The organism is Thermostilla marina, from assembly GCF_054657455.1.
Genome location: NZ_BAAHYR010000001.1, coordinates 3,656,631 through 3,671,056, shown reverse-complemented (window position 1 = coordinate 3,671,056; position 14,426 = coordinate 3,656,631). Strand labels below are relative to the sequence as shown.

At 58.6% G+C, this 14,426-nt stretch carries 11 protein-coding genes; 2 read left to right on the top strand and 9 right to left on the bottom strand.

Annotated features, from left to right (window positions below; all coding sequences use genetic code 11):
* Window positions 1-115: 115 nt before the first annotated feature.
* Entirely contained in the window at window positions 116-1,006 is an 891-nt protein-coding gene (locus tag ACYQ2I_RS13415) for a serine/threonine-protein kinase (RefSeq protein WP_460167530.1), read from the bottom strand.
* Window positions 1,007-1,229: 223 nt separating this feature from the next.
* On the bottom strand, window positions 1,230-2,882 hold the full coding sequence (locus tag ACYQ2I_RS13410) for a HEAT repeat domain-containing protein (RefSeq protein ID WP_460167529.1): 1,653 nt from the start codon (window positions 2,880-2,882) through the stop codon (window positions 1,230-1,232).
* Between the two features lie 303 nt (window positions 2,883-3,185).
* On the opposite strand from ACYQ2I_RS13410, the gene ACYQ2I_RS13405 reads away from it, so the two are divergent.
* Window positions 3,186-3,827, top strand: coding sequence for a hypothetical protein (locus ACYQ2I_RS13405; protein ID WP_460167528.1), 642 nt, complete (start codon window positions 3,186-3,188; stop codon window positions 3,825-3,827).
* A gap of 312 nt (window positions 3,828-4,139) precedes the next feature.
* On the opposite strand, the gene ACYQ2I_RS13400 is transcribed toward ACYQ2I_RS13405, so the two are convergent.
* The 4 genes from ACYQ2I_RS13400 to ACYQ2I_RS13385 form a co-directional block, all read right to left on the bottom strand.
* Window positions 4,140-5,222 carry a DUF1559 domain-containing protein gene (locus ACYQ2I_RS13400; protein WP_460167527.1) on the bottom strand — a complete coding sequence of 361 codons (1,083 nt, stop codon included), beginning with the start codon at window positions 5,220-5,222 and terminating at the stop codon, window positions 4,140-4,142.
* Window positions 5,223-5,575: 353 nt separating this feature from the next.
* Window positions 5,576-6,082, bottom strand: a complete 507-nt coding sequence (locus tag ACYQ2I_RS13395; RefSeq protein WP_460167526.1) for a hypothetical protein — start codon at window positions 6,080-6,082, stop codon at window positions 5,576-5,578.
* A gap of 279 nt (window positions 6,083-6,361) precedes the next feature.
* A complete protein-coding gene (locus tag ACYQ2I_RS13390; protein ID WP_460167525.1) occupies window positions 6,362-7,444 on the bottom strand; it encodes a DUF1559 domain-containing protein in 1,083 nt (360 codons plus the stop codon).
* A 513-nt stretch (window positions 7,445-7,957) separates the two neighbouring features.
* Complete coding sequence (locus tag ACYQ2I_RS13385; protein ID WP_460167524.1) at window positions 7,958-9,040, bottom strand: DUF1559 family PulG-like putative transporter; 1,083 nt, start codon at window positions 9,038-9,040, stop codon at window positions 7,958-7,960.
* 675 nt (window positions 9,041-9,715) lie between these two features.
* On the opposite strand from ACYQ2I_RS13385, the gene ACYQ2I_RS13380 reads away from it, so the two are divergent.
* Entirely contained in the window at window positions 9,716-12,400 is a 2,685-nt protein-coding gene (locus ACYQ2I_RS13380; RefSeq protein WP_460167523.1) for a right-handed parallel beta-helix repeat-containing protein, read from the top strand.
* A gap of 70 nt (window positions 12,401-12,470) precedes the next feature.
* Here the strand turns inward: ACYQ2I_RS13380 and rbr are convergent, their stop codons facing one another.
* The 3 genes from rbr to ACYQ2I_RS13365 form a co-directional block, all read right to left on the bottom strand.
* Window positions 12,471-13,043, bottom strand: a complete 573-nt coding sequence (gene rbr / locus ACYQ2I_RS13375; RefSeq protein WP_460167522.1) for a rubrerythrin — start codon at window positions 13,041-13,043, stop codon at window positions 12,471-12,473.
* A gap of 144 nt (window positions 13,044-13,187) precedes the next feature.
* The gene (locus ACYQ2I_RS13370) at window positions 13,188-13,745 is read right to left on the bottom strand and encodes a hypothetical protein (protein ID WP_460167521.1); all 558 of its coding nucleotides are present in this window, start codon (window positions 13,743-13,745) and stop codon (window positions 13,188-13,190) included.
* A complete protein-coding gene (locus ACYQ2I_RS13365) occupies window positions 13,742-14,386 on the bottom strand; it encodes a PepSY domain-containing protein (RefSeq protein ID WP_460167520.1) in 645 nt (214 codons plus the stop codon). Before ACYQ2I_RS13365 ends, ACYQ2I_RS13370 begins: the two co-directional genes overlap by 4 nt.
* Window positions 14,387-14,426 lie beyond the last annotated feature (40 nt).

Sequence of the window (14,426 nt, the reverse complement as noted above, 5' to 3'; positions counted from 1 at the left end):
GGTTCCGTTCGCGGGACAGGTTGTCGGTGGAGAGCTTTCGTTTGGTAGCCTGCCGGCGCACACCGCGGATCGGAGACATCGCCCAAACGTCGGCAACGGTACTGTTGCGAGACGTTCACCAGGGGCGATAGGTGAACGTTTCGATCTCTAAGGCAGCAAGTTCGTCGATCAAGGCGTGTGGTGTTTGCGGCCGACGTAGCGGATCCTTCGCCAGTAATCTTGCGACGAATCTCGCAACCTTGGCGGGAACATGCGGGGCAAACGATCGCACGCTGGGAATGGTGCCGTCGCGGAACTGTTCGACCAATTCTTTCAAATTTCCGACGCGATACGGCAAATGGCCGGTGAGCATCCGGTACAGCACGACGCCGAGGCTGTAAATGTCGCTGCGCACGTCCGCTTCCCACGCAGCCAACACCTGCTCAGGAGCCAGGTAATTGCACGTTCCCATGATGCGCCGGGTGGCAACCGACGAAACCTCGTCGATTCGACGGGCGAATCCCAGGTCGATGACCGTCGTGTGTCCTTCTTCGTTTACCAGGATGTTTTCCGGCTTGAGATCGCTGTGAACGTATCCTGCGGAATACAACGCATCGAGTGCCTCGGCGGCCTGGCGAACGATCCATAACGCCGTCGGTACGTCGAAAGGACCGCAGGAACGAAGCTGTGATTCGAGCGTCGTTCCTTGCAGGCACGGCATCACCAGATACCGCGGCGGCGCGTCGAGCTGGGATGCCAGCACGGGAACCAAGTGAGGATGGGACACCTCGCGTCCGACCGTCGCTTCACGCCGCAACAGTTCCACGGCGCGTTGATCGTGCGTCCACGCTTGGCGCAGAACTTTTACGGCGTACATGGCCGGACGATCGGCATCGGCACCGGCGGGACGAGCGCGATAGATCGCCGTGATCGGTCCGACGGCGATCGGCGAAACCAATACCCAACCACCGACCCGAATCCGATTCGCGCCCGCTATCGATTTGGGTTGGGGGATCGCTTTCGCCATGATCCGAACATCCGAGGAGAAGAAGGTAGAGACGCTACGGCTCTATTCCTTTCCATCGGTCGGCGCTAAAGCGAAAGCAGAACGGATCGCCGTGGCACAATTCGACCGCGCAAGCCTATACAACCCGTTCATCCGTCGCCATGTGAACGACAGGCCGCTCCGACTCGATCGGAACGCCCGCTACCCTGGTAAGGTATTCGCCCTATTTCCCCATTCGTAGAAGTTATCGGCCCATCGCCGCCAACGCCTCTTTGGCTGCCTGACGGACAGCCGGATCCGGATCGTCGACCAGTTTCTTGACCGCCGCTTCAGCCGGAGCGGCCTTCGTTTGCAGACAAGCCAAAGCCCGCAAGGCTTCTTCCCGGACGCCCGGAATCTCGGATTTGAGGCGTTCGATGAGTTGGGGGAGCACGAGTTTGGCAACGTTTTCATCTTCCGGAGCGACGTGCGCCAGGGCGCACGATGCGGCGAATTCAAGGAATGAGTCGGCGCCGCCGACGCAGGCAAGCAAATCCGCCTTCGCGTCGCTCGCTGCTGTGCCCATTCGACACAGAGCATAACAAGCCGCATAGCGCACGTTCATGTCGCGATCTTTGAGGGCTTTGCGGACGGCAGGAAGAGCCGCTTCGGCGTGCGGCCCGATCGCACCCAAAGCGAACAGAATCTCACTGCGGACGGAAGGATCTTCGTCGTCCAACGCTTCAGCCAGGGCTTCGACGGCCGGAGCTGCCTCGGGGCCATAGTCGCCCAGTGCATAGGCCGCGGCGCGACGCAAGGCCGGAAACTGCAACGCTCGAGCGAGAATCGGAACGGCTCGGTCGCCCATCCGCTGGACGATAACCCCCACGATGTCTTCCGCCGTTTCGGGACGTGCCGATCGAATTGCCTTGGCGATGATGGGACGAGCGATTCGCGGCGGCGGGTCCAATTCCAAAAGGGCAGCCAGCGCTCCCCGTCGAATTCGTCGATCGGAGCTGAGAACTTGTTCGATCAAACGGGACACCGCCTCTTGCATGCGAGCTTCGTCGTCGGGGTTCGACTTGGCCAACGCCCACGACGCTGCTGCCGCCGTGATCGGATCATCCTTTTGAGCCAAAGCCTCGATTTTTGCAACGATGGTTGCATCCAAATCGCCGATGCGCACGAGGGCGTACATGGCGGGTACGGCCTGGACGGGATCATCCAACAGCTCGGAAAGCTTCGGTTTGGCCGCGACCGCTTTGGGGCCGATCGCACCCAACGCCAAAATGGCTTCGCGCCGCACATCGGGAGAATCGGATCGCTCGAGCAAATCGATCAGCTTGGCGGTCGCCGGGGCGGCATCGGGGCCGATTTCGGCCAGGATCAGGCATGCCCAGTAGGCGGTATCTTCGTCGTCGAGGGCCTTCGTCAGAGCGGGAACCGCGGCCGCGCCGTGTTCGGCAATGGTGGCAATCGTGCGCAGGCGAACGCCCGGATCCGCGTCTTCCAGCCGTGCGATCAACAACGGCCAGACCGTTTCGTCCTCTACGTCCAGCATATCCAGAGCGGCTACCGCGGCTCGGCGAACGACCGGATCGTCGTCCCCCAGGCCGCGCAACACTGCCTTGGTGACTACTTCTGAGGTGTCGCCGATCTTGCCCAACGCGTGCAAGGCGTGGGCGCGAATCACGGGCGAGTCGTTTTTGCTCAGGGAAAGTAGTTTTTCAACTGCCGGCTTCGCTGCTTCCCCCAATTGACCGAGTTTGTCGATCTTGACAATGGCCTCTTCTTCATGCGTCGGATCGAGTGAATTCAGCAATTGATCAAGCGATTCGGCCCGAACCGACGACGTGAGAGCGAAGACAAAAACGATCGAGGCCGGCAAGACGCTTCGGCCGAGCAAAAAACGCGACATCGGAAGATTCTCCCGTGAGACATTGGCGTGACGACAAGTCAAAGCCGAAGAGAGTCATTTGACTCGCTAGTTCACATTGCTACTATACTACGGGACAAATTGTTTGGGTCAACAATCAACATTCATAGATTTCCTCCTAAAGATATCCGAACGGACACCGAACAGACGCATAGATCGAAAGTGTGGTTTGCGAAACGCGAACGCGTTGTGAGGTGTTTAGGGTATTGGGGAAACACTGAAGCGCTTTTTTAATGCGGGCTTGGTGGATCGCACGAGGAATCCGTGATCGGGTGGGCGTAGACAATGAAAAAAGCACTTTTTGCGGCAACGGTTTTGAGTCTCATCGTGGCGGGGGCGGCCAGCGCCCAATACTACTGGGACCGCCCTTGGTTCGACGCTAGGGCGACGACGCCGACACAGGGGCTCCAGTACGGGGCCGCTGCCATGGCCCGCGCGGCAGGGGAACGCAACTATCTCAATTCCCAGGCTGCGATCAATTTGTCGGAATACCAACGCCGACAGATCGAGAACCGCAAGCTGTGGGCCGATACCTACTTTTCGATGCGGGAACGCAACGAGCAGTACAAGGCGGCAAATAGTAGGCCGCGTCCCACGATGGAGCAATTGGCCCGGCTGGCTCAGGCAGGACAACCCACGCCGTTGAGCCCCGCCGATCTGGATGCGTTGACCGGTCGCATCAACTGGCCGCTCGTTTTGCAGGCCGAGAAATTCGCGAGCAAACGCGTGCCGATCGAAACCCTCTTCACCGTACGCGCCCAGGTGGGGGCCTTGACCTACGAGCAGATTCAGGTTCTGGATGAAGCCGTCAGTAACTTGCTGAAGGCCCTCCAGGCGGAGATCAATTCGATTCAGCCGATGGATTACGTAGCCGCGAAGAAATTTGTCGAAAGCCTCCGCTACGAAGGCCGTCGTCCCGTCGAGTGACGCGACGGACTTTCCCCACAAAGCGATCCGGCCAAGCGCCGAACGGCTCCCCGTTGATGCGAGGGAGCCTTTTTTCTGCCGCTTACGCATCTTCTGCAGACGAAAGCGGCTTCGAAAGCCGTCTCGGGCTCGCCTCGGGTATGTCGGTGAGGCGGCGACAGGTGTTCGCCGTTCGTTCAATTGCTGCAAGCGTTGATGGGAATGAAAAAGCGGCGATTGGTTCGTCCGCATACCAATCGCCGCATGTGCGAAGACCGCCGTCACAAGGACCGCCACAGTCTTCTCATGGGGAGGTTCGGTTTGATCGGAATACTACGGGAGCTTGACGGTTTCGCCGCCTTCCCGCGTACCCAGGGCACCCCACACGCCGTAGGGCGACGGCCCTGAGTAGTCTTGCGGCCGGTTGCTTTGGACCGGTGGGCTGGGCATGTCGAAGACGGTCAAAGTCGGGTCGCCCGCATCGATCGTTTCTTGGACGAAATGCACCGAACCGTCGCACATCAGCACGTTGACGCCACCTGGGTGGTAGCTGCTGGCCGTAACGATCGCCCAGTTCTCGGCGTTTCGCCCACAACTGGGGCCGTTCGGCGGGAGCATCGGATAGTAGGTAGTGTACGGCGTGCGGCTGTCGGGCCACCGCCAGCCGATTTGCCAATCGCCGGTTTCGACGCTGCCGGTGAACTCGTTGTTGGCGCCGACTTCGGCCAAGCACAGGCTGGGCGGTGAACCGTTGTTCGAATTCACACCCCTAGCGAAGGCCTCGGTGACTTTGCGGCTGCCTTTGACGCCGATCTTGCATTCCGACGCGGCCATCGTGTTGCTCGAACCGTCGGGGATCGCGGCAAAGCTGACCACGACTTTGTTTCCACGACCGAACGTCCCGCGGCATTCCCACCAATCCCAGTTCAACCAATAGTCGCCGCGGTTGACATGGTAGCTGATGGGCGCCCGATTGTAACCTGAAATAGCCTTGCTGGCGCCGTCCGACGGGCACAAAAGCACGTCGATTCGCGTCTTGGTGAAATCGTTCGTCCACCACGGCCGCGTGATTCCCAGATGATTCTGCATGAACTCTTCGTAGAGAGCACGCTGTTCCATGTAGGGCAACAGCGAGCACGCGTAGCTCCACCGTGCCCAGCCGCCACGTCCGCTCGCGTTCGGCGGGTTGTGAAAGTTCATTTCGTGGGTGGCTGCCGGAAAACGCTTGTTTTGGTCATGGAAGTTGTGCAGCGCAACCCCGATTTGTTTGAGGTTGTTCGTGCACTGAGAACGACGAGCCGCTTCCCGTGCCGCTTGCACAGCGGGCAAAAGCAATGCGATCAAAATCCCGATGATCGCGATGACCACCAGCAGTTCCACCAGCGTGAAACCGCTCTTCCGAAGGGATCGTGCCATGACACACCTCCAATAACAACAAGACCAGGAACCAGAAAAGGACGGCATTTGTTTGCGGGGCACCCGGACGAAAAAAAACGGTGCATTGTGGGCAATGCAAACAAATGTCCTAAAATATTTTGTACATGACAGCATACGATCGTGCAAGTGTTTTGTTAAAAAAACAGACACCCCGCCTGGGGTTGTGTATTCAGGAACGTAACATGTTGTAAATCAAGAGGTTATCGCAATTGGGGTATTAACGGGGGGGCTTCGATCGGCACGCCGGGCACAAAAAAAGCCGCTTTTCCCAGGGGAGAAAAGCGACGTCGGCTGCGTTATTGAAGGTTTACGCTACGTGTTAAGTGAGATTCTCACTGCGAGCTTAGCTCGATTGGGGGAAGTTCAGTCTGGCCTTCGGTGACGGTGATCTTGATGCCCGATTGCCGGGGTAGGTTGTACTTTTTGGGGACGATGTACGTGAGGGTGTCGTTCGCGTACGGATTGTCGCCTCGGGCGGCTTCCTGCTCCTCGATTTCGTCGTCCGACAGGCCTTCTGTTGTATCTTCAGCCTGGTTTTTGATCACGCCTACATAGTACTCGCCCGGGAGGACGCCCGAGCCGGCAGCCACGGCGTATTCTTCGGGTACGCCGACCATGGTCAACGTGAATTTGCCTTGGGCATCCGTTTTGCCGTTGGCCGAGTAACGGCCTTCTCGCTCGACGGGGTGGAACATTACGGTGGCCCCTTCAAGCGGTTGACCGTCAAGCAGAACCTGCCCGGTTACCGGGACGCTGGGCAAAGTTTTTTTCGTTTCACAGCCGGCGACGGCGATCAGACCGACGCAACCCAACGCGATCCAGGACGCGCGATACAACATGTTTCTTTCCTCCCGTACAGGGTGACTGAGAAAAATTGCTCAAAAGTGTTGGGGATTGAAAAGACAGTTTAGACGATTCACAAGGCCGCGAACAGCCTGGTCGAGACTCCACGCGGCGTCGTTTGCTTTCGGGAATCGAGAAAAATGATACCCGATTCATCCAGAAACGCCAAACAATCGTTCTGCAAATAAAACAGGCGATCGGAGCCTGCGGTTCCGGTCGCCTGTTGTTCTCAATCTAAGCCATTCTAAAGATCACACCGCCGACGGTGCGTGATCTTACGGCAACTTGACGGTTTCGCCGCCTTCCCGCGTACCCAGGGCACCCCACACGCCGTAAGGCGACGGCCCCGAGTAGTCTTGCGGCCGGTTGCTTTGGACCGGTGGGCTGGGCATGTCGAAGACGGTCAAAGTCGGGTCGCCCGCATCGATCGTTTCTTGGACGAAATGCACCGAACCGTCGCACATCAGCACGTTGACGCCACCTGGGTGGTAGCTGCTGGCCGTAACGATCGCCCAGTTCTCGCCGTTTCGCCCACAGCTGGGGCCGTTCGGCGGGAGCATCGGATAGTAGGTAGTGTACGGCGTGCGGCTGTCGGGCCACCGCCAGCCGATTTGCCAATCGCCGGTTTCGACGCTGCCGGTGAACTCGTTGTTGGCGCCGACTTCGGCCAAGCACAGGCTGGGCGGTGAACCGTTGTTCGAATTCACACCCCTAGCGAAGGCCTCGGTGACTTTGCGGCTGCCTTTGACGCCGATCTTGCATTCCGACGCGGCCATCGTGTTGCTCGAACCGTCGGGGATCGCGGCAAAGCTGACCACGACTTTGTTTCCACGACCGAACGTCCCGCGGCATTCCCACCAATCCCAGTTCAACCAGTAGTCGCCGCGGTTGACATGGTAGCTGATGGGCGCCCGGTCGTAACCCGAAATCGCCTTGCTGGCACCGTCAGAGGGGCACAGATAGGCATCGATGCGGGTGCGTGTAAAGCTGTTTCCCCACCAAGGCCGCGTGATGCCGAGATGGTTCTGCATGAACTCATCGTACAGTGCACGTTGTTCCATGAACGGCAAGAGGGAGACTGCGTAGCTCCACCGTTCCCAGCCGCCACGTCCGCTCGCGTTCGGCGGGTTGTAGAAGTTCATTTCGTGCGTGGCTGCCGGAAAACGCTTGTTTTGGTCATGGAAGTTGTGCAGCGCAACCCCGATTTGCTTGAGGTTGTTTGTGCACTGAGAACGACGAGCCGCTTCCCGTGCCGCCTGAACGGCCGGCAACAACAAAGCAATCAAAATACCGATAATGGCGATCACCACCAGCAGTTCAACTAGGGTGAACCCGCCACGCCTCGTGGAATGGGACATAGCACACCTCCCCATAAGAAAAAACGGAAAAGACCTCAATCGGGTGAACGGCACCCGATGCGGACGACAAGTTGTCGGTGGATGTTCCCCAACACCCACACGAAAACATCGTACACGAAATGCATGACCTGAATCAAGGAATTTGCGGCTTTTTTCAAAACAAAAAATCGCACAAGATCTTAGGTTTATTTTTGTCAGGCCCTGTTGCTCTCCCTAAAAATGGGGGTGTTTGGAGGCATCCCAGCGACAGTCGGATGATGCGCTCGCGGGTTGATTGGCAGAATGTATACAACTCGTTTCGAATGTAGAAAAACCGGTAAACAGCTTCGCGAAGCAGACCGTGAGACACACCGGCGGGAGGAGCGTTTGGAAGAGGGAATCGGGAAAGAGAGGCCATGGACGATTCCGGCCAATAGAAAAGCGATCGGTGGAATGTATATCCACCGACCGCTTGTGCAGTTTACCGCGTTGCCGAATCCGCTACGTAGCGGCCGGCGCTGCGTAACCGGTTGATTACGGAATTTGCACGGTTTCGCCGCCCTCGATCGTGCCGAGTGCCCCCCACACGCCATAAGGCGACGGGCCGCCGTAGTCTTGCGGGCGGTTGGTGTCGACCGGCGGGGTCGGCATATCGAGAACGGTCAGACTCGGATCGCCCGCGTCGACCGTCTCTTGAATGAAGTGGACGGAACCGTCGCACATCAACACGTTCACGCCACCGGGATGGTAGCTGCTGGCGGTCACCATACACCAGTCTTCGCCGCGGTTGCCGCAGGTAGGGCCATTGGGGGGCAGCATGACTAGGAAAGTCGTGTAGGGGGTACGGCTGTCGGCCCATCGCCAACCCACCTGCCAGTCACCGGTTTCGACATTACCGGTGAACTCGTTGTTGGCCCCGACCTGGGCCAGGCACAAGCTGGGGGGCGCACCGTTGTAGGCACCGACGTCGCGTGCGACAGCCTCGGTCACCTTGCGGCTGCCCTTCACGCCGATCTTGCATTCCGACATCGCGATCGTGTTGCTCGAGCCGTCTTGAAGCGAGGCGAAGCTGATGATCTTCTTGTCGCCGCGACCAAAAGCGCCGCGACATTCATACCAATCCCAGTTCAGCCAGTAATCGCCCCGGTTGACATGGTAGCTGATCCCGGCCTGGTTCCGACCGGGGATTCCCTTCGACTGACCATCCGAGGGGCACAAAAGCGTGTCGATGGCGGCGCGCGTAAGGTTGTTGTCGTTCCACGGCCGCGTAATCCCCAGATGGTTTTGCATGAATTCATCGTACAGGGCACGTTGTTCCATGAACGGCAACAGGGAGCACGCGTAGCTCCATCGGTCCCAACCGCCGTTGCCGCTGGCATTGGGCGGATTGCGGAAGTTGAGCTCGTGCGTCGCAGCCGGGAACCGCTTGTTTGTGTCGTGGAAGTTGTGCAATGCCACGCCGAGCTGCTTGAGGTTGTTCGTGCACTGCGATCGCCGGGCGGCCTCACGGGCGGCCTGAACGGCAGGCAACAACAGGGCGATCAAGATCCCGATGATCGCGATGACCACCAGCAGTTCCACCAAGGTGAAACCGCGACTCCTACGTGAAAACTTCATTTGGACTCCTCCCCATGAGCAAGATATGGAGCATGCGAAAATGAAGGCAGAACCTCGGCTACCGCAGCCGAGAGACGTTCGCTTGGGATGACAGCCCCTGTGGAGAAAAGATTCTCAGCACACTCATCCTAAATATTGTAACTCCCCAACCGATCGAACGTCACCGGGGAATCCGAAAAATTTTCCCCGATTTCGCGGGACGCGCATTTCTTTCGTGTAGAAAAACCTGCCATGAAAGGCGATGTTCGCGAAATGCGATGGGTTTCGTCGGAGTTTTGTTGTGTCTCAAAAAAACCGCTAAAAATAAGGGTTTGCGCGTGATTGCCCATCGTTCGGCGGGCCACGAAAGAGAATCGCTGCGCGCAAGTCGGCGGTTCCCCCTGTAACGCGTGTGAGGGTTGTGCGAAGCGTTTCCAAAATACCGCAAGCGGAGAGCGCAACCGCGTCTTCCGGAGATCGTAAAAATTCTCAATTGAATGCCAGGGGGCGTTCCGCAAACCGGGGAGTTGGAGCTCGTCGTCGAGGAGGGCGGATGCTCGTTTCACGCGCTGCGACCATCACGGCGGAAGACCGCTTGAACTTGCTTGCGTGCCCTCTGCCGGGTGATTAGGCTTGAGACGCAATCTAGTAACGGCTGTGACAATTTCGACAACGCCGGCGACGCGGGTGAGTCACATGCGAGAAAGAAACGGCAAGCGGTGGTTGGTTTGGGGCGTGGTGTGTCTGGTTGCGTGTTGCGGAATGCCTCGGCGTGCGACGGCCGCCGAGTATTTCGTTTCGCCGTCGGGAAGCGACTCGGCGGCAGGCACTCGTGACGCCCCGTTTGCGAGTTTTGCGCGGGCACAGCAGGCCGTCCGAAATGCGCGGGCAAACGGTGAATCGGTTGTCGTCACGTTCTTTCCGGGGCACTACGTTCTTGACGAGCCGTTGCGGTTCGGGCCTGAAGATTCGGGAACGGTCGAGGCGCCCGTCGTGTACCGCAGTGAAGGCGGACCGGCTGTCTTCTCGGGCGGTGTGGCGGTCACGGGATGGTCGCCGCATCCCGACAAGCCGGGCGTGTGGCGGGCGAAGCTCCCGGGCGGCTTGTCGCCTAAGGCGATTTCGCAGTTGTGGGTCGACGGTCGTCGCGCGACACGGGCGCGAACGCCGAACGAGTGGCAGTTTCTTCCCATCTTGGCGGTGGTCGAGAAAGAACTCGACCCCGGACGCTTCCGGCACACGATTCGATTTCGAAGGGGAGCGTTGCAGTTCCTGAAGGGGCTTTCGGATGACGAGATTCACCGCGTCCTCATTGCCGTGTTCCACAAGTGGGACACCACGCACGAATGGCTCGTGTCGGCCGATCCGGAAACGGATGTGGTTACGACCATCGGCGGCAAGATGAAGCCGTGGAACCCGATGACGCGTGGTAGCCTGTGTTACTTCGAGAACTTGCCGGCGGCGCTGGATGCCCCGGGCGAGTGGTATGTCGATCCGAAGGGATGGATCGAGTACGTGCCCCGGTCCGGTGAAGACATGACGCGAGCCGACGTCGTGACCGCCCGGTTGACGAACTTGATCACGATTGCGGGCAATATCGACGACCGGAAAGGCACCGTCGAACCCGCAGCAAATATCGTTTTCGAAGGGTTGGCATTTGCACACGCTCAGTATCGCATTCCGGACGACGGTCTGCCGCCGTGGCAGGCCGCGATGAACGTCGAAGAAACCGCAATCATAGCGGATGGTGCCCAAAACATCGTCTTTCGCGATTGTCGCATCGAGCACATCGGTGGTACGGCGTTTTGGTTTCGCAAGGCGTGTTCCAATTGTCGCGTGGAAAAGACGCTCATTCGCGATCTGGGGATCAGCGGTGTGCGGATCGGCGAGCCGGCGTACGGGACGGATCCGCTTCGAACGCATCACATCACGATCGACAATTGCATCATTCACAGCGGCGGCCGTATTCTTCCGCAGGCGGTCGGCGTGTGGATCGGACACAGTCCCGACAACGCGTTGACCCACTGCGACATTGCCGATTTCTACTATTCAGGCGTGTCGGCGGGTTGGCACTGGGGGTACAAGGATAACGGGGCGAAGCGAAATCGGATCGAATACAATCACATTCACCATCTGGGTTATGGGATTTTGAGCGATATGGGTGGGGTGTATACCCTAGGCCCATCCGAAGGTACGAGCGTCAGTTACAACGTCATTCACGATGTGTATTGCACGCGTTACGGCGGCTGGGGATTGTATCCCGACGAAGGCAGCACCGGAATTCGGTACGAAAAGAACCTGGTTTACGATGTCGAGGACGGCTGCTTCCACCAGCACTACGGTAAGGAAAACCTCGTCGTCAACAACATTTTTGCGTTCAGCCGCCAAGGACAAATCGCTTTGTCGCGGGCGGAACCTCACTTGTCGTTCACGTGCCGGCGGAACATCGTCTATTGGGATTCCGGCGATGCGCTGGGGCATTCGGGGTGGAAGAATGGGAAGTTCGTGATCGACGAAAACTTATATTGGCGAAAGGACGGCGGTCCTTTCACCATGGCGGGAATGAGTTGGGAAGATTGGCAGGCGGCGGGGCACGATACACATTCGATCATTGCCGATCCGCTGTTTGTCGATGCGGACAGCCGCGACTTCCGCTTGTGGAAAGGAACACCCGCCGCGCAGATCGGTTTCGAGGTGTTCGATTTCAGTAAGGCGGGGTTGTACGGCGAGCCGGCGTGGCTCGACGAAGCGAAGAAAACGCGGTTTCCCAGCCCCTATGTTCCGCCGCCGCCCGAACCGTTGAGTTTTCAGGACGATTTCGAGACGCCCGAAGCGTCGGCGATCTTGTTGCTTGCGCGACTGAGTGTCGATCGGTTTCCCGAGCTGATTCGGATCGCGGCCGACGAACACTCGGAAGGGAACCACGTGTTGCGCGTGACCGATCGGGCCGGTCTCGAACGAGGCTTCGACCCGCACTTCTACCTCGATCCATACTGGACCGACGGGGCATTCACGATCGGTTTCAAGCTGCGATGTGAGCCCAAATCGAAAGGCTTTTTCGAGTGCCGCGATCGTGCCTCGCCTTATCGGGTAGGGCCGACGGTGGCCCTTCAAGGCGGGGTACTTTCCACCCGCGGCCGAAAGCTGGTCGACGTGCCGTTTGGAAAATGGATCGAGCTCGACATACGGGCGAAGCTCGGCGATGCGGCGGGAACCTGGATGTTGACGGTGCGGTTGCCCGACGGAACCGTTCGGCGATTCGACGACTTGCCGGTCGATCCCGGGTGGTGCGAGGTCCGTTGGGCGGGCTTCAGTGCCACGGGTGTGGAGGAGGCCGTGACCGAATTCGATGACGTCGTCTTCCAGAAGGAGGGCCGGTAAAGGACGAATAAGAAAAGGCCGCGGCTGTGTCAAAGCCGCGGCCGATCGTCTCGTTGCGAATCGGGGGGAATCACCAGTTTTCGGCCAAGATTTCGAAGAATGCCTGCGGATGAGCACATGCCGGGCAGGCGTTCGGGGCAGCGGGGCCTTCGTGTACGTAGCCGCAGTTCAGGCAACGCCACTTGATCGGCTCATCTCGTTTGAACACGCGGCCGTTGGTGACGTTTTCCCATAGCGCCCGGTATCGCCGTTCATGTTGTTTCTCGGCGATCGAGATCATGTCGAACACGGTCGCCACGGCGACGAAACCCTCTTCGCGGGCAATTTCGGCAAAGCCGGGGTACATGCTCGTCCACTCGTGTTTTTCGCCTTCGGCGGCGGCGAGAAGATTTTCGGCGGTCGTGCCGATGACGCCCGCCGGGAAGGAATATTGGATTTCCACTTCGCCCCCTTCGAGAAATTTGAAGAAGCGCTTCGCGTGTTCCTTTTCTTGGTTTGCGGTTTCTTCGAAAATTTGGGCGATTTGGACGAAGCCTTCTTTGCGAGCCTGTCCGGCGAAGTACGTGTAACGATTGCGGGCTTGTGATTCGCCGGCGAAGGCGGTCAGCAGATTCTTTTCGGTTCGTGAACCTTTCAGTTCCATCGTGCTCCCTCCCAATTTCCCGAGTAGTGGTCGTCGGCGCGGCCGCGCGCCGATGATTTATAACGTGTCAGTATATCGGAAATTCAGTACGTGAACACTGGTTTGGGGTGAGGAGAGATTACGGCAAAGCTGACACGGCGGGGTTCACTCGTGGCGAATGCGAATAGCCAGATAAATTCCTGCCGACACACATACCACGGCCGCGGCAAACCACCGCAGGCCGGCGAGGCGTCCTGACGCGTCTGTGGAAGGGATGCTCAGAATCAAATACTGCCCCGCACGGCCGGCGATGGGAAACAACTGATGCCGGTACCGCGTGCCGGCGTGTTCATCGTCAGCGTGAATAGGCTTGACCGGCATTTCGGCCAACAGGGAATTCAGGTTGGGCCAAGGGCAGGGCCAATGGTCGGCATCGGGATCGTCGGAGCTGTCGGGAGGAACGGCGAGAACGATTGCCTTTCCATCCGGTGCCGCTTGGACGACCATGACCATCGGCGCAACCGGCAAGCTAGGCGGCAGATCATCAGAGAGGTCGCCGAGTACGTCCGAATACTCGTCTACCGGCACGCTTGCCAGTTGCTTTGTCCAAGGAGAAATCTGTTCCTGTGGAATGATGGCTTCAGGCTTCGACATGCGATAAATTCCGCCGACGAGAAACACGAGTGCAAGCGTCCACGCGGTGAACAGCGCAAGAGCTCTCACGGCTGCGTCTCCTCTCGTGGCGCCGATGCGCCATTAAGGTGATTTTTGGCCGACTTCTTGTGGGATTTGGCTGCGCGTATCCGCAACCACAACACCAGTCCCGTCGAACTCAAGATGAGCATCGAAACAGCGGCGAGATCGGCCCATAGAAAGCCCCAATCGCGCGAAAGCAGTTTGCCGTCGTGCAATTCTTTGACGGTTTTGTGCCAGTTGACCGCGGGTTTTTTCTTGATTTCGATTGGGCAGCCCTGCGTGAGCGACCAGATGAATTCCGATTCGCCGGCTTCGGAGGTCCGTTTCGTCTTGATCTTGACGATCCATCCGCCGTGTTCTTCCTCGTATTTCAATTCAATCGCATTGAGCGGGGTTTCGCCAAAGCGGCTTCGGAAGGCTTGTTCGGCCGTTTCGAGGACGGGGATCGCCGTCGGCACGCAATCGGGGCCGCTTTGTAGGCGAAAATCGAGAAACGTGCGGCCGTGGGTTTCCGTCGGCTCGAGCTTTTCTATTTGTTCGGGGCTCCCTTTCAGACCGAGCCCTTCGGCGTGTACCAGCAAGATACCGGTGACGGCGACCACGATAATGGGCACCGCGATCGCGATACCCAACCAACGATGCAGGCGATACCAAGTCCGTATTTTCATCGATGCAATTTTCCTCTGCTCTATGTCGCGAGATGAAGCA